The organism is Chryseobacterium sp. JAH (assembly GCF_001507335.1).
GTDB lineage: Bacteria > Bacteroidota > Bacteroidia > Flavobacteriales > Weeksellaceae > Chryseobacterium.
On record NZ_LMAH01000001.1, the window covers coordinates 222,230 to 244,815 of the forward strand.

Annotated in this window: 23 protein-coding genes and 1 tRNA gene; 22 read left to right on the forward strand and 2 right to left on the reverse strand. The window is 35.3% G+C overall.

What is annotated here, in order from left to right; translation table 11 throughout:
* Positions 1-38: 38 nt before the first annotated feature.
* The 5 genes from AR685_RS01040 to bioA are packed head-to-tail and all read left to right on the forward strand — an operon-like array spanning position 39 to position 4,679.
* Complete coding sequence (locus AR685_RS01040) at positions 39-662, forward strand: hypothetical protein (protein ID WP_047444011.1); 624 nt, start codon at positions 39-41, stop codon at positions 660-662.
* Positions 655-1,755, forward strand: a complete 1,101-nt coding sequence (locus AR685_RS01045) for an aminotransferase class I/II-fold pyridoxal phosphate-dependent enzyme (RefSeq protein ID WP_059123459.1) — start codon at positions 655-657, stop codon at positions 1,753-1,755. The genes AR685_RS01040 and AR685_RS01045 overlap by 8 nt, the downstream gene beginning before the upstream one ends.
* A gap of 15 nt (positions 1,756-1,770) precedes the next feature.
* The gene (bioD, locus tag AR685_RS01050) at positions 1,771-2,391 is read left to right on the forward strand and encodes a dethiobiotin synthase (protein WP_059123460.1); all 621 of its coding nucleotides are present in this window, start codon (positions 1,771-1,773) and stop codon (positions 2,389-2,391) included.
* Positions 2,384-3,397 carry a biotin synthase BioB gene (gene bioB / locus AR685_RS01055; protein WP_059123461.1) on the forward strand — a complete coding sequence of 338 codons (1,014 nt, stop codon included), beginning with the start codon at positions 2,384-2,386 and terminating at the stop codon, positions 3,395-3,397. The genes bioD and bioB overlap by 8 nt, the downstream gene beginning before the upstream one ends.
* 16 nt (positions 3,398-3,413) lie before the next feature.
* Complete coding sequence (bioA, locus tag AR685_RS01060) at positions 3,414-4,679, forward strand: adenosylmethionine--8-amino-7-oxononanoate transaminase (protein ID WP_059123462.1); 1,266 nt, start codon at positions 3,414-3,416, stop codon at positions 4,677-4,679.
* Positions 4,680-4,845: 166 nt separating this feature from the next.
* Here bioA and AR685_RS01065 read toward each other — a convergent pair whose 3' ends face one another.
* The gene (locus AR685_RS01065) at positions 4,846-5,040 is read right to left on the reverse strand and encodes a hypothetical protein (RefSeq protein WP_047444016.1); all 195 of its coding nucleotides are present in this window, start codon (positions 5,038-5,040) and stop codon (positions 4,846-4,848) included.
* 129 nt (positions 5,041-5,169) lie between these two features.
* On the opposite strand from AR685_RS01065, the gene AR685_RS01070 reads away from it, so the two are divergent.
* The 12 genes from AR685_RS01070 (at position 5,170) to AR685_RS01125 (ending at position 17,277) form a co-directional block, all read left to right on the forward strand.
* Complete coding sequence (locus AR685_RS01070) at positions 5,170-6,720, forward strand: aldehyde dehydrogenase family protein (RefSeq protein ID WP_047444017.1); 1,551 nt, start codon at positions 5,170-5,172, stop codon at positions 6,718-6,720.
* 98 nt (positions 6,721-6,818) lie between these two features.
* Positions 6,819-8,144, forward strand: a complete 1,326-nt coding sequence (gene lat / locus AR685_RS01075; protein WP_059123463.1) for an L-lysine 6-transaminase — start codon at positions 6,819-6,821, stop codon at positions 8,142-8,144.
* A 64-nt stretch (positions 8,145-8,208) separates the two neighbouring features.
* Positions 8,209-8,439: a DUF2007 domain-containing protein gene (locus AR685_RS01080; RefSeq protein WP_047444019.1), complete on the forward strand. Its 231-nt coding sequence runs from the start codon at positions 8,209-8,211 to the stop codon at positions 8,437-8,439.
* A gap of 144 nt (positions 8,440-8,583) precedes the next feature.
* Positions 8,584-9,102 carry a GNAT family N-acetyltransferase gene (locus AR685_RS01085; RefSeq protein WP_047444020.1) on the forward strand — a complete coding sequence of 173 codons (519 nt, stop codon included), beginning with the start codon at positions 8,584-8,586 and terminating at the stop codon, positions 9,100-9,102.
* 206 nt (positions 9,103-9,308) lie between these two features.
* Entirely contained in the window at positions 9,309-9,764 is a 456-nt protein-coding gene (locus AR685_RS01090) for a GbsR/MarR family transcriptional regulator (protein WP_047444021.1), read from the forward strand.
* Position 9,765: 1 nt separating this feature from the next.
* Complete coding sequence (locus AR685_RS01095; protein ID WP_059123464.1) at positions 9,766-10,950, forward strand: efflux RND transporter periplasmic adaptor subunit; 1,185 nt, start codon at positions 9,766-9,768, stop codon at positions 10,948-10,950.
* Complete coding sequence (locus AR685_RS01100) at positions 10,950-14,096, forward strand: efflux RND transporter permease subunit (RefSeq protein ID WP_059123465.1); 3,147 nt, start codon at positions 10,950-10,952, stop codon at positions 14,094-14,096. The genes AR685_RS01095 and AR685_RS01100 overlap by 1 nt, the downstream gene beginning before the upstream one ends.
* Before the next feature lie 21 nt (positions 14,097-14,117).
* Positions 14,118-15,530 (forward strand): efflux transporter outer membrane subunit, encoded by a 1,413-nt coding sequence (locus tag AR685_RS01105; RefSeq protein ID WP_059123466.1) that lies wholly within the window; start codon positions 14,118-14,120, stop codon positions 15,528-15,530.
* A 141-nt stretch (positions 15,531-15,671) separates the two neighbouring features.
* A complete protein-coding gene (locus AR685_RS01110) occupies positions 15,672-16,163 on the forward strand; it encodes a GNAT family N-acetyltransferase (RefSeq protein ID WP_059123467.1) in 492 nt (163 codons plus the stop codon).
* Positions 16,163-16,642 carry a MarR family winged helix-turn-helix transcriptional regulator gene (locus tag AR685_RS01115; RefSeq protein ID WP_059123468.1) on the forward strand — a complete coding sequence of 160 codons (480 nt, stop codon included), beginning with the start codon at positions 16,163-16,165 and terminating at the stop codon, positions 16,640-16,642. Before AR685_RS01110 ends, AR685_RS01115 begins: the two co-directional genes overlap by 1 nt.
* A gap of 155 nt (positions 16,643-16,797) precedes the next feature.
* A tRNA-Ala gene (locus AR685_RS01120) sits at positions 16,798-16,871 on the forward strand.
* Positions 16,872-16,905: 34 nt separating this feature from the next.
* Positions 16,906-17,277: a hypothetical protein gene (locus AR685_RS01125; protein WP_047444027.1), complete on the forward strand. Its 372-nt coding sequence runs from the start codon at positions 16,906-16,908 to the stop codon at positions 17,275-17,277.
* A 121-nt stretch (positions 17,278-17,398) separates the two neighbouring features.
* On the opposite strand, the gene AR685_RS01130 is transcribed toward AR685_RS01125, so the two are convergent.
* Complete coding sequence (locus AR685_RS01130) at positions 17,399-18,049, reverse strand: hypothetical protein (protein ID WP_059123469.1); 651 nt, start codon at positions 18,047-18,049, stop codon at positions 17,399-17,401.
* A gap of 152 nt (positions 18,050-18,201) precedes the next feature.
* Between AR685_RS01130 and AR685_RS01135 the strand changes: the two genes are divergently transcribed.
* The 5 genes from AR685_RS01135 to hisG all read left to right on the forward strand — a co-directional run bounded on the left by AR685_RS01135 (position 18,202) and on the right by hisG (position 22,586).
* Complete coding sequence (locus AR685_RS01135; RefSeq protein WP_082671873.1) at positions 18,202-18,774, forward strand: C40 family peptidase; 573 nt, start codon at positions 18,202-18,204, stop codon at positions 18,772-18,774.
* A gap of 127 nt (positions 18,775-18,901) precedes the next feature.
* Positions 18,902-19,714, forward strand: coding sequence for a 2,3,4,5-tetrahydropyridine-2,6-dicarboxylate N-succinyltransferase (locus tag AR685_RS01140; protein WP_047444028.1), 813 nt, complete (start codon positions 18,902-18,904; stop codon positions 19,712-19,714).
* Positions 19,715-19,724: 10 nt separating this feature from the next.
* Positions 19,725-20,399: a glycosyltransferase family 32 protein gene (locus AR685_RS01145; protein WP_047444029.1), complete on the forward strand. Its 675-nt coding sequence runs from the start codon at positions 19,725-19,727 to the stop codon at positions 20,397-20,399.
* Entirely contained in the window at positions 20,383-21,483 is a 1,101-nt protein-coding gene (locus AR685_RS01150; protein WP_047444030.1) for a glycosyltransferase family 4 protein, read from the forward strand. The genes AR685_RS01145 and AR685_RS01150 overlap by 17 nt, the downstream gene beginning before the upstream one ends.
* Before the next feature lie 245 nt (positions 21,484-21,728).
* On the forward strand, positions 21,729-22,586 hold the full coding sequence (hisG, locus tag AR685_RS01155; RefSeq protein ID WP_047444031.1) for an ATP phosphoribosyltransferase: 858 nt from the start codon (positions 21,729-21,731) through the stop codon (positions 22,584-22,586).

Consider the following 22,586-nt stretch of genomic DNA (forward strand, 5'->3'; position numbering starts at 1 on the left):
CATCCGGCAATATACTACTTTTGACACAAATCAAAAAAATGGAATTTTACAAACTTCTTGAGAAAATAGTACAGAATCACCACACTCATGCCCAATGGCTTAATACCCTTTCTTTTATGGAAAATGCAGGAGCCAGAAAGATTTCTGCTTGTGAACATCCTACTAAAGTTAATCTGATTCAGCTCAAGCATGCCTGTGAAGAACATCGACATGCCTATTATCTCAAAAAACAAATTTCAAAAATAGATTCAGAGCTTTGCAAAACGTACGAAAACGAGGAGCTTTTGGCACCTTTTGCAACACGTCATTATCTTCATTCTTTGGACATCAGAGCATGTAAATATCTTTACACCCATTTCAATCTTACAAAAGATGAATTGAAATACGCAGCATATCTTTTTGTGACCTATGCCATTGAAGTTCGTGCCGATGAGCTGTATCCTGTCTATCAGGAAATTCTTACCAAAACATCTTCAAAAATTATGGTAAAATCTATCATTCTCGAAGAAGAAGGCCATTTGGAGGAAATGATTAATCAGCTGGATGACTTTTCAACAGATTGGAAAACTCATGCCGATCATATTCTTCAAATTGAAAACGAATTACATACCCAATGGATCAATTCAATCATCAAAGATGTTGTAAAAATCGAACATGTTTAGTCATTTTCAAAACACCCTTGAACAAAGAAAAACAGATGGAACTTTGAGGCTACTAAAACCCCAGGTAGAGGGTGTAGATTTCTATTCTAATGATTATTTGGGGTTTGCTCAAAATAAAGAGTTGCAAAATTTATTACTAAAAGAGGTGATCAAAAATCCTTGTTTACTTTCGGGAAGTACTGGTTCAAGGTTGATTAGCGGAAATAGCTCCGAAGTGGTTAAGACAGAAAAATTGATTGCAGAAAAACATCAGTATTCTGACGCCCTTCTTTTTTCCTCAGGATACAATGCTAATCTGGCATTATTCTCAACGCTTCCGACTAGGCATGACACAATTATAGTTGACGAGAAGATTCACCGTTCTGTGCATGATGCATGCAAAATGTCTCATGCTAAAAAAGTAAAATTCAGTCATAATCATGTTGATGATCTCGAACGTATTTTAAAAAACCAAAACGGAAAATCATACATCGCCATAGAAAGTCTTTATTCGATGGATGGAGACTTTGCACCCATTGAAGAAATTGCTGCAGTTGCTGAGAAATACAATGCCTTTTTAATTGTTGATGAAGCGCATTCTTTTGGGATTTTTGGGAATGGTTTAGTCGATAAGTTTCAACTTCAGAAAAAGGTGTTGGCAACTGTCATCACTTATGGAAAAGCATTGGGTTCACACGGAGCAGCGGTTCTCACTAATGATGTGGTTAAATCTTATCTGATCAATTTTGCTTCTCCTTTCATTTATACAACCTCGGCTCCGGATATTCAATGGAGAAGTATAAAAACGGGATATGAATTTTTAGAAATGAACAATTCTGCAAGAATCAAACTACAGCATAATATTGAAAGTTTTCGTCACCAAAATTTGAAAATGCTTTCTTCTGCAAACAGCCCGATTCAGTCAATCTTGATTTCCAATCATGACCTACTGAAAAGAACAAAGCAAACTTTATTAGATGAAGGATTTTTAACCTACGCTGTTTTTAGTCCTGCAGTAAAAGAAGGAACAGAACGCCTCAGGATTTGTATTCACAGTTTTAATACAGAGAAAGAGATTATGAAGCTTACAAGAATTATTAAAGAATTTATTTAAAAAGCATAAGGTACTATGAAATTATTCGTAACAGGAATAGGAACGGAAGTCGGGAAAACTGTTTGCTCAGCAATCTTAGTTCAGTATTTCAAAGCAGATTACTGGAAACCGGTACAGTCAGGAGATTTACATTTTTCAGACAGTATGAAAATTAGAAATTGGCTTGATGAAGATGTGGTGATTCATCCTGAAACATATCGGTTAAAACTTGCGGCTTCGCCTCACCAATCGGCGGCGGAAGAAGGAATTTCAATTAGTATAAATGATTTTACACTTCCCGAAACTCAGAATAATTTAATCATAGAAGGTGCGGGAGGTCTTATGGTTCCGTTATCTGATAATGAATTGATGATTGATTTAATAGAAAAACTTGACATTCCGGTTGCCCTCGTCGTTAGAAATTATTTAGGCTGTATCAATCACAGTTTACTGTCGATCACAGCTATAAATCAAAGAAAAATTAATCTAAAACATTTGATTCTTAATGGGGATTTCCCAATAGATACAGAGCAAATTATATGTAAAAACATTCAAACAGAAACTGAAATCATAAGAATTCCAAACATCGAAGATTTAACAAGGGTAAATATTGAAAGTATTACAAAACAAGTAACAAAAAAAAAAGATAATGGATAGAACAAAATTGAGAAATAATTGGAAAAAAGAAGAAATAGAGGAGATTTATAATTTACCATTACTTGAGCTTATTTACAAGGCAGCAACCGTCCATCGCGAATGGCATAATCCCGAAGAAGTACAGATGTCGACATTGCTCTCAATAAAAACAGGAGGCTGTACAGAAGACTGCTCCTACTGCGGACAGGCTGCTCGCTATCATACCAATATTAAAGTTCAGGCTCTGCTTCCAACGGAAAAAGTGATTGAGCATGCCCAAAAAGCAAAAAACAGCGGCTCATCCCGTTTCTGTATGGCTGCGGCATGGAGAGAGGTGAGAAATAACCGTGATTTTGACCGTGTGATTGATATGGTAAAAGGGGTCAATGAACTCGGACTTGAAGTCTGCTGCACCCTTGGAATGCTGACCGAAGAACAAGCAATCCGCCTTCAGGAGGCAGGTTTATACGCCTACAATCACAATCTGGATACTTCAGAGCAATATTATGACGAAATTATTTCTACGAGAACTTTTGACAACAGAATCAATACAATACGCAAAGTAAGAAAAGCGGGAATTACTGTTTGTTCGGGTGGAATCATCGGTCTAGGGGAAACACACGCAGACAGAATTTCAATGCTACTTACCTTAGCAACAATGCCTAAACATCCCGAATCTGTTCCCATTAATGCATTGGCGAGAGTAGCCGGAACGCCGCTTGAAAACAATAAAAAAACAGATACCTGGGAAATGGTAAGGATGATTGCCACTGCAAGAATCGTAATGCCTTCTTCAATGGTTCGTCTGAGTGCGGGAAGAATTGAAATGACCGAATTTGAACAGGGCTGGTGCTTTATGGCCGGAGCAAATTCAATTTTTACAGGAGAAAGAGAAACATTACTGGTAACACCTAATCCGGGAGTTTCTGAAGATACGCAAATGCTGCAGACTTTAGGGTTAAAACCAATGAAAAGACAAGCAGAAAAAGTGATGGATCAATTTGAAACTTGGAAAACTAACGCATAGTATAATTTCTAAAATAATGAAATTACAAGAAAGAGACAGAGCTGTTAATTGGCATCCTTACACTCAAATGAAAACAGCGGATAATGTAATTCCCATTACCCGAGGAAAGGGAGTTTATCTTTATGATGATAGAGGAAACAAATATATCGACGCCGTTTCTTCATGGTGGGTGACTCTGCACGGGCATGCTCACCCATACATTGCAAAAAAGGTTTCAGAACAGTTAAACACCTTGGAACAGGTTATTTTTGCAGGTTTTACCCATGAACCAGCCATACAGCTTTCTGAAAATTTACTAAACCTCTTACCCACCAATCAGCACAAAGTCTTTTATTCCGATAATGGCTCTACAGCAGTGGAAGTTGCTTTAAAAATGTGCATTCAATTCGCTCACAATCAAGGTCAAAAGAAATCAAAAATGTTAGCTTTTAAAAATGCATACCATGGAGACACTTTCGGAGCAATGTCGGTGAGTGGAAGAAGCTTATGGACAAAGCCTTTCGGTGAAATGCTCTTTGAAGTTATTTTCATCGACACTCCGACTTCTGAAAATCTGGAAAGCTTAAAAAATCAAATTCTAAATCATGGAGATGATATTGCAGGTTTTATTTTTGAGCCACTTGTACAAGGTGCGGCGGGAATGTTGATGTACGATGCTGAAGATTTGGATGAATTAATGAAATTCTGCCGCGAACAGAAAATTTTAATGATTCAGGATGAAGTTTTTACCGGTTTTGGACGTACAGGAAGGTTATTTGCGGCCAATTATCTGTTAGAAAAACCCGATATCATGTGTTTTTCTAAAGGTTTAACGGGCGGTACGATGCCTATGGGAATCACAACTTGTTCTAATGAAATCTACAATGCTTTTTTATCGGATGAAAAATACATGACATTATTTCACGGACATTCTTTTACTGCAAATCCTTTGGCTTGTACTGCTGCTCTGGCAAGTATGGAATTATTATTAAATGATGAAACTCAACAAAATATAAAGCGTATTTCTCAACAGCATTTTCAGTTTTCTAAAATTTTAGAGCAAAATTCACAGGTTGAAAATGTCCGACAAATAGGAACTATTTTGGCATGGGAAATTAAAAATAATGAACAGACTTCTTATTTTAATGAGATAGGAAAACTTCTATATAATAAATTCTTAAAAAGAGGAATTATCATGCGCCCTTTGGGAAATGTAATGTATTTGGTACCTCCTTATTGTATCACCGCTAATGAATTAGACTTGGTTTATACTAACATTTTAGAGGTGTTAAGCAGCTTGTGATGTAAGCAATAAAATAAACTTGAATCAGAGATCAGTCAAGGGCAAAACTATTTTTGAAAAAATCTTCATTAACGAATATTGATTTTTTTAGTCAATTCTGGGAGAAAAAAAATGATAGTAAAGTTTTAATTAAAATGATGGGCATAGAAGAAATTCTTTGCCTTTTTTATTGGAATATTCCCGAAAAATATCCACTGATAATTGTCCAGAAATTTTTACCTAAAAAGTAAATCAATGTGGAGGTAATAATTCCCTTTATTGTAAAAAAGATAATTCCGCCGATTCCAAATTTCTTCAGCATTTTCTTCCAGCGAGATTTTTTCTCTTCTGTAGGTTCTTTTACAGATTTATTGGTTTCCATTTCGACAAAGATTTATACTACAAAGATAAAGATGTTTATAATCATTCCAAATAAAAATAGCTTTAAATGATTAAAATTTCATTAGTCTAAGAAATCTTTTTATCTTAGGCAAAACGAAAAGTAATATTTATGTCAAAAAAAGTCAAAGACTTCGGAATTGAAAAATCTTTAAAAAATCTTGGAATAAAAGATGAAAATAAAGGAACTTCCACAGGAGGTAAATTTTTCGCTTCCGGAAAAACGATTGAAAGTTATTCGCCGTCAGACGGAAGATTAATCGGAAAAATAAAAACTTCGGCAGAGAAAGATTACGACAAGGTAATCGAAACTGCACAAACTGCTTTCAAAGAATTCAGAATGATTCCTGCTCCTAAGAGAGGAGAGTTCGTAAGACAATTGGGTCAGAAATTAAGAGAATATAAAGACGATTTAGGGAAACTTGTTTCTTATGAAATGGGGAAATCTTTACAGGAAGGTCTTGGTGAAGTGCAGGAAATGATCGACATCTGTGATTTTGCGGTTGGACTTTCAAGACAGCTTCACGGTTACACAATGCATTCCGAAAGACCGGGACACAGAATGTACGAACAATATCATCCGCTTGGAATTGTTGGTGTTATTACCGCTTTCAACTTTCCTGTTGCTGTGTGGGCTTGGAATACCGCTCTAGCATGGATTTGTGGAAATGTTACGATTTGGAAGCCGTCAGAGAAAACTCCTTTCTGTGCCATTGCCTGTCAGAATATTATGATGGAAGTTTTAAAGGAAAACAATCTTCCAGAAGGTATTTCTAGTGTTTTGGTTTCAGATCACGAAATCGGACAAAAATTAGTTGATGACAAACGAGTATCATTGATTTCATTTACTGGTTCAACCAAAGTAGGAAGAATGGTTTCTTCTAAAGTAGCTGAACGATTCGGAAAATCAATCCTAGAATTGGGTGGAAATAATGCCATCATCATTTCTAAAGATGCCGATTTGGATATGTCAATCATCGGAGCAGTTTTCGGAGCCGTAGGAACTGCAGGACAAAGATGTACATCAACCAGAAGATTGATCATTCATGAAGATGTTTATGATGAAGTGAAAAACCGCTTGGTAAAAGCTTACGGACAGTTAAAAATTGGAAATCCTTTAGACGAAAATATGCACGTTGGACCACTTATCGACGTTCATGCAGTGAATCAGTACGAAATGGCCATAGAAAACTGTATTCAGGAAGGCGGAAAATTTGTTGTGGAAGGCGGAGTTTTAGAAGGGAAAGATTATGAATCTGGATGCTATGTAAAACCGTGTATCGCTGAAGTTGAAAATTCTTTTGAAATCGTACAACACGAAACTTTTGCACCAATTTTGTATTTAATTAAATATAAGACTTTGGAGGAAGCCATTGAAATTCAGAATGATGTTCCTCAAGGATTATCATCTGCAATTATGACTCAAAATCTTAGAGAAGCTGAATTATTTCTTTCTCAGGCCGGTTCAGACTGTGGAATTGCAAACGTCAATATCGGAACTTCCGGTGCAGAAATCGGCGGAGCTTTTGGTGGTGAAAAAGAAACAGGAGGTGGTAGAGAATCGGGATCTGATGTTTGGAAATATTACATGAGAAGGCAAACCAACACGATTAATTATACCGCAAATCTTCCATTAGCACAGGGAATTAAATTTGATTTATAAAGTATTCAATTAAAATATTCAAGTCATTTAAAGATCTAAAAAGCAAAAATTTACAATTAAAAATCTTTAAACATTTTTAATTATTCAATCACAATAATATGGAACACACAGTAGAAACAAAAATAAATAAAGTAAAAGAAACCGTAGGAAAGCACGTTTTAGCAGACGGTTTTGATTTTGTCATGGACATAGAAAATTCTCATGGATCGTGGATTCATGATTCTCTAACAGGTAAAAATTATCTGGATATGTTTTCAATGTTCGGCTCAGCTTCCATTGGCTACAATCATCCTTACCTGGTTGAAAAATCAGATTGGTTGGGAAAAATGGCCATCAATAAACCAACTTTAGCAGACGTTTATTCTAAAGAATATGCAGACTTCTTGGATACTTTCGAAAGAGTAGTGATGCCAAACGAGCTTCAGTATGCATTCTTCATCGAAGGTGGAACTCTAGGAGTTGAGAATGCGATGAAAGCATGTTTTGACTGGAAAACAAGAAAAAATTTCGATAAAGGTCTTGATATTGAAGCCGGAATATGCATTCATTTCAGACAGGCGTTTCATGGACGAAGTGGTTATACTTTAAGCTTAACAAATACGTCAGATCCAAGAAAATATCAGTATTTCCCGATGTTTGAATGGCCAAGAATTATCAATCCTAAACTGAATTTCCCTATCACAGAGGAAAATCTTGAGGAAACGATCAATAATGAAAACCTAGCTTTACTTAATATTGGCGAAGCAATTTTATCAAATCCTGACAAGGTTGCGTGTATCATCATCGAGCCTATTCAGGCAGAAGGTGGTGACAATCACTTCAGAGATGAATTTTTCGTTGAATTGAGAAAACTGTGTGATGAGCACGAAGTTCTATTAATTTTTGATGAAGTACAGACCGGAATTGGAATTACTGGAAAAATGTGGTCATTTGAACATTTTAGTGTAAGACCAGACATTATTGCTTTCGGAAAAAAAACACAGGTTTGCGGGGTTTTAGCCAACAGAGAAAAATTTGACGAAGTGCCAAACAATGTTTTCAGAGAAAGCTCAAGAATCAATTCCACTTTTGGTGGTAACTTTATTGATATGCTGCGTTTCCAATTGGTGATGGAAGTAATTGAAAAGGAAAATTTAGTTGAAAATGCCAGAGTTGTCGGCAACTATTTATTAGAAGGCCTTCAAAATTTAGCTCAAAAATATCCTGATAAAATTGCTAATGCTAGAGGAAGAGGGTTGATGTGTGCTATTGATTTGCCAACACACGAACAAAGAAACCATTTGAGAGAAATTTTGTTTGAAGAAGGTTTAATCATACTTTCATGTGGTGACCAATCATTGCGTTTCAGACCGCATTTGAATGTTACAAAAGAAGAAATTCAGACTGCTTTAGATAAAATTGAGGGCAATATTAATAAAATTTAAAATTTCAAAATTTGGAATTGTAAAAAAAACACCCTATATTTAGATACTCAAAATGTAATTTTATATGGAACGTAACACGAGAGTATCAGTTTTTGAAAGCGATAAACCTTCAGAAATTCAGTTAATCAAGTCTAAATTAGAAGATGCGCAGATCACCAATACCGTTGAAAATAATTATTTAACTTTCACGACAACACCTACTGCGACTTCGCTGAAGGTAATGGTAGATTTGCTTGATGAGAAGAAAGCATTCGATGTAATAGATGCTTATCTTCAACAAAATCAGAATCAATAAAAATCAATTTCATAATTTTAAATTTTACTACTTCGGAACCGAAAATTAATTCAAATTAGTTTTCGGTTTTTTTTGTCAAATTTTAAGAATTTTCAAGTGATATATCATTATCAATAATTGTTTAATCTAAAAATATAAACTTTAATGACTCAGAATAATACCATTAAATTTAGAAAAGCTGAAATTTCAGACAAAGATATCATCTGGGAAATCATTCAGCAATCAATCGAAAGAAGGAGAATTGACGGAAGTACCCAATGGCAGAATGGCTACCCAAACGAGCAAACAGTAGAAACTGATATCGCTAAAAATTTTGGTTTTGTATTGACGGTCAATGATGAAATTGCAGTTTATGTGGCTTTGATTTTTAATGATGAACCGGCATACAGTACGATTGATGGAGCGTGGCTTACCAATGGTGAATTTGTTGTAATTCATAGAGTTGCAGTCTCTGAAAAGTTTGCAGGACAAGGTTTGGCTAAAAAGCTTTTTGATGTTATTGAAGATTATGTAAGATCTCAAAATGTGCATAGTATCAAAGTTGATACGAACTATGATAATACGGCAATGCTCAAAATTCTTGAGTCAAAAGGGTATACCTATTGTGGTGAAGTTTTACTGCAATCGGGAATGAGAAAAGCGTACGAAAAGGTATTGATGTAAAAAACATCAAAAAGTTAAATCTGTTTCAATTGATTCTTTAGGAAACTATATATTCATAAACTCTATTAAGTTTGTTCGTTTAGTTCCGAACTAAGTTTTACTTTTGCTGAGAATTAATATGCTATGAATTGTACTTAATACATATTCTAATCAAATGAAATTTTGAGAACAATTATATAGTCACTACTAACCAATAATTTCTTCATATGAATAAAAGTATAGAAATTGATGAGAAGATTTTTCAGGATGCTGTGAAATTTTACAGCAATGTTCTAAATCTGCCTCCATTGGCTTCTAAAATCTATTCCTACCTTATTTTCGATTTTGAAAAGGTGGGAATTACTTTTGATGAGTTTGTGGAAGTTTTTTCAGCAAGTAAAAGTTCTGTTTCTACCAATATTTCTCTTCTACTAAATTCACAATTAATCATTGATGTTAATAAAATGGATGAGAGAAAGCGTTATTTTTTCGCGAATGATGATTATAAAAAAATCAGATTTGAAAAAATAGTTCAGAAAATGCAGGATGAATTGAAGCTTTTAGACGAACTCAATCATTTCAGAAAAGTAAAAGACGAGGAATATGATCTAAAAATGGAAGTCTATAAATCTCTGTTAAACAAAAGCATCGTAAATATTCAGGAATCTCTTAATAAACTATAAAATGACAAACAAGCTTATATTATTTTCTGTAGCAGCATTTTCTCTGACTGCCTGCAAAAAAGAAGCTCCGAAACAGGATGGCCCAAAACCCTTTCCTGTTATATCGGTAGAAAATAAAAATATTACAGGATACGATACCTTCCCTGCAAGTATTGAAGGCAGAGTAAATAATGACGTGAGAGCCAAAATTTCAGGCTACATTACTCAGGTTTTGGTTGATGAAGGACAATATGTAACCAAGGGACAGCCATTGTTCCGTCTTGAAACGAATACATTAAATGAAACAGCAGCAGCAGCAAAGGCAGGAGTAGGTGCTGCACAGTCAAATATTGCGGCAGCTCAGGCAGCTGTAAATGCAGCTCAGGTTGAAGTGAACAAGTTGAAACCCTTGGTTGAAAAAAACATCATCAGCAATATCCAGCTTCAGACTGCTCAGGCAAATCTTTCTCAGGCTCAGGCTCAGGTGCAGCAAGCAATTGCAGCAAGACAACAGGCCAATGCCAATTATAAAGGAGCAGCTGCTAACGTTGATTATTCAATCATTCGTGCACCTATATCTGGTGTCATTGGTAAATTACCTTTAAAAGTTGGAAGCTTAGTGGGACCAACAGACCAAATGGCACTGACTACAATTTCAGATACTTCAGAAGTTTTTGCTTACTTTTCAATGAATGAAAAAGAATATTTCGATTTCTTGGAAAAATCTGTCGGCGCAACCGTTCCTGAAAAAATAAAAAATCTTCCAATGGTTGAATTACAACTCGCAAACGGAAGTTTGTATCCTGAAAAAGGAAGAATACAAGCCATTACAGGTTCTATCGATGCAACAACTGGAACAATTCAGTTCAGAGTTGCATTTAAAAATGCACAGAAGCTTTTAAGTAACGGAAACAGTGGTAGTATCAGATTTCCTAAGACATTTGACAATGTGTTGGTGGTTCCGGAAAGTGCAACTTACGAACAGCAAGGTATTGTTTATGTTTATAAAGTTGAAAAAGATACTGCAAGAAATACCGTTGTGGAAGTCATTGAAAGAATTGACAATTTAGCTTTAATAAAATCAGGACTTAAAAAAGGTGAAGTTATTATTGCTGCAGGAACCGGAAATATAAAACCTGGTACCGCAGTAAAACCTAAAAAAGTTAGCATGGATAGTCTTGTACAATCAGTAAAACCGAAATTCTAATGATAAAGAACTTTATTAACAGACCGGTTTTATCCACTGTCATCTCGATCCTGATTGTTATTCTCGGGGTTTTGGGATTGACAGCACTTCCGGTGACACAGTATCCAGACATTGCACCTGCGACGGTGAGTGTAAGGGCAAATTACACCGGAGCCAACGCTGAAACCGTAATGAAAAGTGTGGTTGTTCCTTTGGAAGAACAGATTAATGGTGTTGAAGGAATGGATTATATTACTTCAACGGCCGGTAATGACGGTTCGGCTCAAATTCAGGTATTTTTTAAACAGGGAATTGACGCTGATATTGCTGCGGTAAACGTACAAAACCGTGTAGCCAGAGCTTCCCCTTTACTTCCAAGTGAAGTTACCAGAGCAGGGGTAGTAACTCAGAAGCAGCAGACAAGTGCATTAATGTATCTTTCTTTTTACTCGGAAAATAAAAACATTGATGATGTCTACCTTCAAAACTTCTTGAATATCAACGTTATCCCTAATCTTCAAAGGATCAATGGAGTAGGTGAAGCCAATGTTTTTGGAGGGAAAAACTATTCGATGAGAATCTGGCTTGATCCCGCAAAATTAGCAGCTTATGGGATCACACCAACTGAAGTGACAGCAGCTATCAACGATCAAAGTAGAGAAGCAGCTGCGGGTTCTTTAGGACAAAACAGCGGAAGTTCTTTCGAATATATTATTAAATATGTCGGGAAATTCAGTGAAAAGGAACAATACGATGACATTATCATCAAATCACTGCCTGACGGACAGAATCTTATGCTGAAAGACGTTGCAAAAGTTGAATTGGGAGGTCTTTCTTACTCAGGAGTTGGTGAAAATGGTGACAATCCATCCATCAGTATGGGCGTTTTTCAAACTCCGGGATCAAACGCTCAGGAAATTATTGAAAATATCAAAAAACAGCTTAAAGAAAATGAAAGTTCATATCCTGAGGGTGTAAAATATACTTTTAACTTTGATACTAATGAATTCTTGGATGCATCGATTGAAAAAGTAGTTCATACTTTGATTGAAGCATTTATTCTGGTATTTATTGTAGTGTATATATTCTTACAGGATTTCAGATCAACTTTGATTCCAGCGATTGCGGTTCCGGTTTCGATTGTGGGTACATTCTTCTTCCTGAATTTATTTGGATATTCATTAAACCTTTTAACGCTTTTTGCATTGGTACTGGCAATCGGTATTGTGGTGGATGATGCAATTGTCGTCGTCGAGGCCGTACATGCTAAAATGGAGAACGGTATTTCGAATGCGAAGAAAGCTACCGTTGAGGCGATGGATGAAATTACAGGCGCGATTATCTCCATTACTTTAGTAATGGCTGCAGTATTTATTCCGGTTACATTTATTACAGGTCCTACCGGTGTATTTTATCAGCAGTTTGGGATTACTTTGATTATTGCGATTATTATTTCAGCAGTAAATGCATTGACATTAAGTCCGGTTTTATGTTCATTATTTTTAAAACCACACGAAGACCATCACGAGGATTATAAAAGTAAAAATTTCATTCAGAAATTCTTTTATAAATTTAATATTGGTTTCAAAACAGCAACCGAACGTTACGGAAGAGGATTTAATTTCTTAATTAAACATAAATGGGTGACCGTCGTAATTCTTATCGTTACTGGAGGAATTATTTACTGGGCAAACGGAAGTATGAAGAAAGGTTTTGTACCGACAGAAGACAGAGGAATTATCTTTACCGACGTACAGCTTCCTCCGGGAGCCTCAATGGAAAGAACCTATAATGTTTTAAAGACAATACAGAAAAATGCGATGCAGATTCCCGGAATTCAGAACGTCACCATTTCTACAGGTAGAGGTTTACTTTCCGGAAACGGAAGCAATAATGGTCTTGCTTTTATAAAACTGAAACCATTTGATGACAGAAAAGGAGACGGTTTATCTTCCGAAGAAATATCTAAGCGATTATTTGGTCTTGCAGGAAAAGTACCTGATGCGAAAGTAGTATTCTTCCAGCCACCAAGTGTACCGGGATTCGGTAACAGTGCTGGTTTTGAGATGGTACTTTTAGATAAGTCTGGAGGTGATTTTGCTCAGTTGGATGCAAAAACCAACGAATTCATCGGAAACTTAATGCAGAGACCGGAAATTGAATTTGCTCAGACTTCTTTCAATACAAAATATCCTCAGTACATGATGCAGATTAATGTTCCTTTAGCAAAACAAAAAGGAGTTTCTGTGAATGATATTTTGGCAACAATGCAGGGATACATCGGAGGAATTTACGGTGCTGACTTTACGAAATACGGAAAACAGTTCAGAGTAATGATTCAAGCGCTTCCTGAAGACAGAGTAAATGCAGAAAATCTTAATCAATATTATGTTAAAACAAGTTCAGGTGAAATGACTCCGATTTCACAGTTTGTAAGCTTGAATAAAACATACGGTCCACAATCTGTTGGTCGTTACAATTTGTTTACTTCCGTAAAAATCACAGGAGCCAACAAAGCAGGATTCAGCTCTGGTGATGCGATTACTGCAGTGCAGGAAGTTGCTAAAGAAACACTTGATCAGAATTATGATGTTGAATTTACAGGTCTTACAAGAGAAGAATTAAGTTCAGGATCTCAGACTCTATTGATTTTTGCTTTGAGTTTGGTATTTGTGTATTTCATCCTTTCTGCTCAGTACGAAAGTTATATTTTACCTTTGGTCGTTGTAATTTCACTTCCTCTTGGGGTGATGGGAGCTTATTTCGGGCAAAAAATAATGGGACTCGAGAACAATATTTATTTCCAGATTGCATTAATCATGTTGGTCGGATTGTTGGCAAAAAATGCGATTTTAATTATCGAATTTGCGGTTCAGAGAAGACATCATGGTGAAACGATCGTGGAATCAGCCATCAATGCAGCTAAAGCGAGACTGAGACCGATTTTGATGACATCTCTAGCCTTTATCTTCGGTTTATTACCATTGGTTCTAGCAAGCGGAATTGGTGCTGTAGGTAACAGATCAATCGCAACCGGGGCTTCGATAGGATTATTGATAGGTACGATACTAGGAGTTTTTGTAATTCCGGTGTTGTACGTGGTTTTCCAGACTTTACAGGAGAAAATCAAACCGATCAAGCACGAAGACATCAATTTAGCTGAATAAGAAATCTTTAAGATTTAAATAATGAAAAATTTATCAATAATAAAAGGAACTGCTTTTTCGGTGCTTACCGCTCTGGTTATTACTTCCTGTCATGTCAGAAAGGAGTATGAAAGACCTGTAGCCGTTGTAGATGAAAAACTCTTCCGTACAGATATTCTTCCGCAGGATAGTACAAGCACAGCGAATGTTTCCTGGAAAGAAATATTTACCGATCCTATCCTTCAAAAGCATATTTCTAAAGCTTTAGAAAACAATTTAGATATAAGAATCGCTCTGCAGAACATTACTTCTGCAGAAGCGTATTTGAGACAGAGCAAAGCCGCTTATCAACCGACATTAACAGTGGGTCCCGGTTATACTTTTCAGACTCAATCCTTGAATACTCAGTTTGGGCAGATCATTGGAGAGAGAAGATATGTAAACCAGTTTGACATTACCGGAAGCATCGCTTGGGAAGCTGATTTATGGGGAAAATTAAAAGCTCAGGAAAAAGCTCAGTTAGCAACTTATTTGGGAAATGTTGCGGCACATCAAGCTGTTAAAAGTGATTTGGTTTCGTCAATTGCTTCAAGTTATTATCAGCTTTTAACTTTAGATGACCAAAAAAGAATCATTCAGGAAACCATAAAAATCCGCGAGAATAATCTTGAAACGACGAAAGCTTTAAAAGTAGCAGGAACACTTACAGAAGTTGCAGTTCAGCAAAGTTCTGCGTTGGTTTACAATGCTCAGTCTTTATTAATCGACATTGATACGCAGATTCAACAGTTAGAAAATACAATGAGTCTTTTGATGGGTGAACCTTCTCAGATAATAGAGAGATCGACTTTAGAAGGACAAACACTTCCTGCAAATTTTGCATTGGGATATCCCGCCAATTTACTGGCAAACCGTCCGGATGTAATGCAGGCAGAATTTAATCTGATGAATGCATTTGAATTAACCAATTCTGCAAAAGCACAGTTCTATCCAACACTGAAACTGACAGGAAGCGGCGGATTACAGTCAGTGGATATCGATCATTTGTTTAGTGTCAATTCACTTTTCGCAAGTTTAATCGGTGGATTAGCACAACCGATTTTAAATAAAAGACAGATTAAAACCAACTACGAAGTTAGTTTAGCGAACAAGGAAACGGCCTATTTAAACTTTAGAAAAGCAGTTCTTACTGCAGGAAAAGAAGTTTCTGATGCGATCAGAGTATTTTCAGTACAGGATTCTTTTATCGATTTAAAAACAAAAGAATTGAATGCCTATAAAAATTCGGTAGAGTATTCTCAGGAATTGGTGAACTACGGGATGGCAAACTATCTTGAGGTATTAAATGCCAATGTCAATTCATTGAATGCCGAGCTGAATATCTCTAATGCGCAGTACAGTAAAATGAAAGCAGCAGTAGATTTATACAGAGCCCTTGGTGGTGGATGGAAATAAACAGATAGAAATTTGTTTTAGACTGATAAATCAAATAATTTAAACGTATGCTATTTTCAGCATACGTTTTTTTATGGTTGTTTTTAAACTCCACTTGCATATATGTAGTTAACTACGTAGTTTTGTACATAAATAAATACGATGTTAAAAATACAACAAATAGGCAATCTATATTCTGAATCAGTCATTGATTTAATACTGAATATTCAGCAGAAAGAATTTAACGTTCCCATAACTATTGATGACCAACCGGATCTTTTTCATATTGATGAATTTTATTTAGCGAGCGGCGGAAATTTTTTGGCCGCCTTCATCAATGGTGAGCTTGTAGGAACAATAGCTTTGGTTAAGTTTGATAAAAAAGCTGCGGCAATCAGAAAGATGTTTGTCAAAAAAGAATTCAGAGGAAAGGAATACAGCATTGCGCAAAAACTGTTAGAAAAACTTATCAAATACTGTCGTGAAAATGGTATTGATGAAGTCTATTTAGGAACGGTATCTATATTGAAGGCCGCACTCCGTTTTTACGAAAGAAATGGTTTCAATATGATTGAGAAAGGCAAGCTTCCCTCAAAATTCCCCTTGATGAATGCTGATAATGTTTTTTGCTTCCTTAATTTAAAATCTCAATAATGAATGTAATTGACCAATCAGGCATCTTGGCCTTGTCTACAAGATTACAGAGACTCAGTGAGCAGTTGCGTAAAGACGGAGCACTCATCTATAAAGAATTTGAAATCGATTTTGAGCCAAAATGGTTTCCTGTAATTTACACGCTGCATCACAAAAAGATATTGAGTGTTGTAGAAATTGCTAATGAAATAGGTTACAGTCATCCTTCAACTATCAGTTTATTAAAAGAACTTGAAAAGCAACAGCTAATACTTTCTAAAAAAGATAAAACTGATGAGCGTAAACGTATGATTGAATTATCACCAAAAGGTGTAAATTTAACCGAAAAAATGCAGCCAGTTTGGAGATTAGTTTCTACTATTTTAGGTGAAATAGCTGACAATAACAATCACTTATTGAGGGCAATAGAAGAAGCTGAAAATAAATTGACTGCACAGTCATTTTATCAGCGCGCCTTACAGTTGAAAAATAGTAAATAAAGAATTTATTTTTATCATTTTCTTAAAGAATTTTAAAAAAACGTTTATTGTCTTTAAAATTCAAGCATTTTCTTAAATAAAATTTAACAAAATATTTGCAAATATGGTTTAATTACTTACTTTTGTACCGCTTCGTGTGAAAAGCACAGAGATAAGGGGAATTAGCTCATCTGGCTAGAGCGTTAGACTGGCAGTCTAAAGGTGGTGGGTTCGATCCCCATATTCTCCACTTTAACAAAAATTATCAAACTATATTAAAAGCTATGAAGAAACTTTTTTTACTTTTAGTGACGACTTTTTTATTAATTGGGTGTACCGCTGATGATGAAACAATCTATGATTACATTGGAACTTGGTCTGGAACGTATACCGGGAGCGATAAAGGAGTGTGGAATTTTGTAGTAGCAAGCGATGGGAACGTTACAGGGACGATGCATTCTGAAATTAATAACGAGAACTATAACATTTCTGGTCACTTAGACGATTCAGGGCAGTTAACTGCAGATCTAGGTCTTCCTTCTGACGGTCAGTTCACTGGAACTCTTACCACAGATAAAAAAGGAGAAGGAAATTGGACTAATGCTGTACCAACACCAACAAGAAGTGGTGCTTGGACTGGAGAAAAGAACAAATAATTTTTATATAACATAAGAAAAACCTGTAAGCATTAGTTTACAGGTTTTTTTTTGCTTTATCACTAAATTTACAATAAAAAAATCGCCACAATCTGTCAAATTCTAAGAAAGAAATAATCTTTTAAATAAATCCCATTCTTATAATTTTATCATTTTTCCTTAAAATGACAAAATTAAATTTCATCTCTTCATCTGAAAAATGTTTGTGGAAAATGTATTCATTGAGCGGTTTTTCAATAGGTATAGTCTCTTTAAATTGTTGTGCTAGATATTTTTCAAAATCAATACAAAGAGTTTCTACTACAATTTCGTCAATACTTATATTTTTATCTAGAACTAAACTACAATCCCATAAACCAGCAGAAACGGTAACACAATTCTCTAATGACATGATGTTTCCAAATTGAAAACTTTGAAGCATTTGCATTCCAGGTTCTGTACACAATCCGACTTTCACAGTTCTTTTACCTTTCTCGGAAATCGAGTCCAAATCTTTAACTTCAGTCATCAGCTTGGCAAACTTCTGATAGAGTAGAGCATCATTACATTCTTTAATATAAGGTTCTAAACATTGTCTAAAAATTTTACCGATTTTAGAACAATGCCCGAATTCTGAACTATTCTGACGGACTTTTTCGTATGACGGACTTTTATTAAAAGCATTTTTATTAAAACCGCTTTTCTTTCGTACCACATTTTTACCGTTCAGATTGTAAAAAACCAGATCTCCAACGGTTCCGTTAATTTTTATGAAACTTTCGTACGTCGCCATATATTATAAATGAATACCAAATATAGTATTTATTTTTCAAAATAATAATTTTAACATATATTTATAGTATAGTTATAGTATAGTTCTACTATCATAAAAAATAATTGTTTATATTTGTATATAAAATGTTGTATACTATAAATCAACCAGATATGATTTTTAAGATAATTAGATACAGACCGATTGTAAAGTATTTTGCTGTTATGACCATTTTCACTTCATTTGTCGTATCATGTGGAAGTTCAAAGGCTGTTTCAAAATCAAAAAATTCTTCATCAAAAGCAGTTGCAAAGTCTGAAAATCTAAGAAAACTGGATTCAAAATTTGACGGTTCGATATCTGGCTCAATGAAAAGCGTTCTAAAAGATGCTGAAAGATATTTAGGAACACCCTATAAATTTGGAGGAAACTCGTCTTCTGGTTTTGATTGTTCAGGACTGACTACCAAAGTTTTTGACGAAAACGGTTTGAAACTTCCAAGGAGATCAGCTGATCAGGCAAATACAGGCAAAAACATTGATGTGGAAGAAGTAAAACCTGGGGATCTTTTGTTTTTTGCCACAGCTGGCGGTAGTAAAGTTTCCCATGTAGGAATTGTTCACACCATAGAAAATGACGGCGAGGTTAAATTCATTCACGCATCCACATCAAAAGGTGTAATTATTTCTTCTCTCAACGAAAAATACTGGAACAAAGCCTATCTACATGCACAGAGGGTTTTATAATTTTTTGATAATTACTTCATGTTTTAATGTAAAATAAATCGCTTTCAGAACAATAGTTTGAAAGGCTTTTGAACAACTTTTTTGTATATTTGGCGACATAATTATTAAACTGATTTAAACTAAAAACATGTCGTTACAACAAACTATTGAAAACATTTGGGATAATAGAGATTTATTACAAAACGAAGACAGTAAAGCAACAATCAGAGAAGTTATTTCTCTATTAGACTCAGGTAAACTTCGTGTCGCTGAACCTACAGAAAACGGATGGCAGGTAAATGAATGGGTAAAGAAAGCAGTAGTTATGTATTTCCCAATCCAAAAAATGGAGACGATTGAGGTAGGTCCTTTTGAGTTCCATGACAAAATGCCGTTGAAAAGAAATTATGCTGAAAAAGGAGTAAGAGTTGTGCCTCATGCAGTTGCGAGAGAAGGATCTTTCATCGCTTCAGGCGTAATTTTAATGCCTTCTTATGTAAATATCGGAGCTTATGTAGATTCAGGAACAATGGTTGATACCTGGGCGACAGTTGGAAGCTGCGCGCAGATTGGTAAAAACGTTCATTTAAGTGGTGGTGTTGGTATTGGTGGTGTTTTGGAACCACTTCAGGCTGCACCGGTAATTATCGAAGATGACTGTTTTATCGGTTCGAGATGTATCGTTGTAGAAGGTGTTCATGTTGAAAAAGAGGCAGTTTTGGGTGCAAATGTTGTATTGACTGCTTCAACTAAAATTATCGACGTTACAGGTCCAGAGCCTATTGAAATTAAAGGAAGAGTTCCTGCACGCTCAGTAGTGATTCCTGGAAGTTATACAAAACAGTATCCTGCTGGAGAATTTCAGGTTCCGTGTGCTTTGATCATTGGTCAAAGAAAAGAATCTACAGATAAAAAAACGTCTCTTAATGATGCTTTAAGAGAAAATAACGTAGCAGTTTAATTATTCTACAATGGCAATTCCGAAGCAAATATTCCAGACTTTTAAAACCAGTAAATTACCCTGGTTGACAAAATTCTACATTAAAAGGATGCTCAAAAAGAATCCTGAATATCAATATCATTTTTATGATGATGAAAAGATTCAGACTTTTTTTAGAGAAGAGTTTCCACCGGAATATAGCAAAGCTTACAATAGATTAACAATCGGAGCCGCCAAAGCAGATTTTTTCAGGTACGCCATTTTATATAAGAAAGGTGGAGTGTATCTGGATATAGACAGTGGAATTAACATCCCGTTGCGAAAGCTCATCCGTGAGGATGACGTTGCATTGGTGACTGATGAAATTCCTCCTACGTATTATGTACAATGGGGTCTGGTTTATGCAGCCGGACACCCATTTTTACAAAAAACGTTAGAGAATATAATGGATAATATTAAAAATAATCCTTATCCTCATAACGTTCATAAAACTACAGGACCTACCGTTTATACAGATTCGGTCAAGCAGTGTCTTGCAGACGATCCAAATATTCCACACCGTTTTTTGGCGCCGCATTATGACAATAAAATGCAGTTTAAATATAAAATGGGTAAATTTTTCTTGTACAAAGACAAATCTGAGCACTGGAAGAGAAAACAGCTTACTCAAAACATCATAAAGCCTGAAAATGAAGATAGCATTTGATGCAAAACGGTTCTTTCACAATACTTCTGGTTTAGGCAACTACTCCCGTGATTTGGTGAGGATTTTATCTCAATATTTTCCGGACAATGAATATCTCGTACTCAACAAAAATAAGTCAGAAAGAGGAAAGGAAATTTTAGAAAAAGCAAATGTCTATTTCATAGAAACTTCGAAAGGAAAATTTTCCCGCCAGCTTAAGATGGGGAAGGATGCGCAGGCAGAAAATGCAGATATATTCCACGGATTATCAGGTGAATTACCATTAAAATGGGACAGAAACCCAATTAAGAAAGTGGTCACGATTCATGATCTGATTTTCATAAGGTATCCTCAATATTATTCTTTTTTTGACAGAAAAATTCATTTCTGGAAATTTAAAAAAGCGGCTGAATCTGCGGACAAAATTATAGCAATTTCAGAGCAGACCAAGCAGGATATTATTCATTATTTAAAAGTTCCTGAACATAAAATTGAAGTGATTTATCAGGGCTGTCACCGCGCTTTCAAAGAAAATCAATCTGAAGAATTCATTCAGAAAACCAAAAAAAAATTCAATTTACCTGAACGATTTATTCTAAATGTCGGAACAATTGAAGAGCGAAAAAACCTCTTGAATATTGTAAAAGCAATCGATAAAACTGAAATTCCTTTAGTCGTTGTCGGAAGAAAAACAAAATACTTCAAAAAAGTACAAGACTTCATCCGGAAAAATAAAATGGAAAAGCAAATTTATTTTCTGGAAGGTGTTTCGATGGATGAGTTGGCTGTGATTTACAAATTGGCTGATATTTTTGTTTATCCAAGTTTTTTTGAAGGGTTCGGAATTCCGGTGATTGAAGCATTATTTTCAAAAACCGTAACGGTAACTAGCAATACAAGCTGTCTTCCGGAAGCAGGAGGTTATGATTCAGTTTATATCGATCCTCAAAATTATTTAGATGTAAAATCAAAAGTAAAATTTTTATGGGACAACGAATCTGAAAGAAAACGCCGTGCTGATAAGGGTTTTGAGTTTGTTCAAAAATTCAATGACGAGCCGATTGCCAATGAGCTAATGAATTTTTACCAAAAAATTATTTTATAAAATTCTTGGAAGTTTAAAAATAAGTTCTACATTTGTATCACAATATTCAAAAAATGAAACCGAATTTCTCAACACTTCATCATTATCATCATCTCAGCTAAGGCGGAAGTGATTGATATTTTGTGTTGAATTCATAAAAATAAATTAAAAACCGTCTGAGTAAAGGACGGTTTTTTTTGTTTGCACATTTCTGTAAAATTCGATTAATCAGCTTTATTTACTCAGACCAAATCTTTTAAAAAGTAATGAGTAAATTAAAAATTGCTATTCAGAAAAACGGCCGGTTGTACGAAGAATCTTTACAGCTTCTCAAAGATTGTGGCATTTCTGTAAACAATGGAAAAGACCAGCTGAAGGTTTTGGTAGATAATTTCCCTTTGGAAATCATGTACCTCAGAAACTCGGATATCCCGCAATATTTGGAAGATGGAGTCGTAGATATTGCGATTGTCGGTGAAAATCTTCTGGCAGAAAAACAGAAGAAAAATGTAATTGTACAGAAATTAGGCTTCTCCAAATGTCGTGTTTCATTGGCCATTCCGAAAGATATTGATACTGATCAGCCACAATATTTCAATGGAAAAAAAATTGCCACTTCGTACCCCAATACGCTTAAAAAATATTTAAACGAGAATAATATTCAGGCTGACATTCACGTGATTTCCGGTTCTGTAGAAATAGCTCCGAATATCGGACTGGCAGATGGAATTTGTGATATCGTAAGTTCGGGGAGCACTTTATTCAAAAACGGACTGCGTGAAACAGTTACCATTCTAAAATCTGAAGCTGTTTTAGCAAAAAACATCAATCTTAATACATCACAGGAAGAAACTTTATACAAGTTGCTTTTCAGAATTAAAGCGGTTTTGAAGGCTAAAAATTCAAAATATATCCTGATGAATGTTCCAAATGATAAGATTTCAGAAATCTCTAACGTCCTTCCAGTATTAAAAAGTCCAACGGTAATTCCACTTGCTGAAGCGGGTTGGAGTAGTATTCATTCGGTAATCGACGAAGAACGATTTTGGGACGTCATTGACGAATTAAAACAAAAAGGTGCACAGGATATTCTGATCATTCCAATCGATAAAATGGTAATCTAA

Bases quoted from the DNA above. Each gene is read 5' to 3' on its own strand.
- AR685_RS01040 (WP_047444011.1), top strand. From the start codon at position 39: ATGGAATTTTACAAACTTCTTGAGAAAATAGTACAGAATCACCACACT.
- AR685_RS01045 (WP_059123459.1), top strand. From the start codon at position 655: ATGTTTAGTCATTTTCAAAACACCCTTGAACAAAGAAAAACAGATGGA.
- bioD (WP_059123460.1), top strand. From the start codon at position 1,771: ATGAAATTATTCGTAACAGGAATAGGAACGGAAGTCGGGAAAACTGTT.
- bioB (WP_059123461.1), top strand. From the start codon at position 2,384: ATGGATAGAACAAAATTGAGAAATAATTGGAAAAAAGAAGAAATAGAG.
- bioA (WP_059123462.1), top strand. From the start codon at position 3,414: ATGAAATTACAAGAAAGAGACAGAGCTGTTAATTGGCATCCTTACACT.
- AR685_RS01065 (WP_047444016.1), bottom strand. From the start codon at position 5,040: ATGGAAACCAATAAATCTGTAAAAGAACCTACAGAAGAGAAAAAATCT.
- AR685_RS01070 (WP_047444017.1), top strand. From the start codon at position 5,170: ATGTCAAAAAAAGTCAAAGACTTCGGAATTGAAAAATCTTTAAAAAAT.
- lat (WP_059123463.1), top strand. From the start codon at position 6,819: ATGGAACACACAGTAGAAACAAAAATAAATAAAGTAAAAGAAACCGTA.
- AR685_RS01080 (WP_047444019.1), top strand. From the start codon at position 8,209: ATGGAACGTAACACGAGAGTATCAGTTTTTGAAAGCGATAAACCTTCA.
- AR685_RS01085 (WP_047444020.1), top strand. From the start codon at position 8,584: ATGACTCAGAATAATACCATTAAATTTAGAAAAGCTGAAATTTCAGAC.
- AR685_RS01090 (WP_047444021.1), top strand. From the start codon at position 9,309: ATGAATAAAAGTATAGAAATTGATGAGAAGATTTTTCAGGATGCTGTG.
- AR685_RS01095 (WP_059123464.1), top strand. From the start codon at position 9,766: ATGACAAACAAGCTTATATTATTTTCTGTAGCAGCATTTTCTCTGACT.
- AR685_RS01100 (WP_059123465.1), top strand. From the start codon at position 10,950: ATGATAAAGAACTTTATTAACAGACCGGTTTTATCCACTGTCATCTCG.
- AR685_RS01105 (WP_059123466.1), top strand. From the start codon at position 14,118: ATGAAAAATTTATCAATAATAAAAGGAACTGCTTTTTCGGTGCTTACC.
- AR685_RS01110 (WP_059123467.1), top strand. From the start codon at position 15,672: ATGTTAAAAATACAACAAATAGGCAATCTATATTCTGAATCAGTCATT.
- AR685_RS01115 (WP_059123468.1), top strand. From the start codon at position 16,163: ATGAATGTAATTGACCAATCAGGCATCTTGGCCTTGTCTACAAGATTA.
- AR685_RS01125 (WP_047444027.1), top strand. From the start codon at position 16,906: ATGAAGAAACTTTTTTTACTTTTAGTGACGACTTTTTTATTAATTGGG.
- AR685_RS01130 (WP_059123469.1), bottom strand. From the start codon at position 18,049: ATGGCGACGTACGAAAGTTTCATAAAAATTAACGGAACCGTTGGAGAT.
- AR685_RS01135 (WP_082671873.1), top strand. From the start codon at position 18,202: ATGATTTTTAAGATAATTAGATACAGACCGATTGTAAAGTATTTTGCT.
- AR685_RS01140 (WP_047444028.1), top strand. From the start codon at position 18,902: ATGTCGTTACAACAAACTATTGAAAACATTTGGGATAATAGAGATTTA.
- AR685_RS01145 (WP_047444029.1), top strand. From the start codon at position 19,725: ATGGCAATTCCGAAGCAAATATTCCAGACTTTTAAAACCAGTAAATTA.
- AR685_RS01150 (WP_047444030.1), top strand. From the start codon at position 20,383: ATGAAGATAGCATTTGATGCAAAACGGTTCTTTCACAATACTTCTGGT.
- hisG (WP_047444031.1), top strand. From the start codon at position 21,729: ATGAGTAAATTAAAAATTGCTATTCAGAAAAACGGCCGGTTGTACGAA.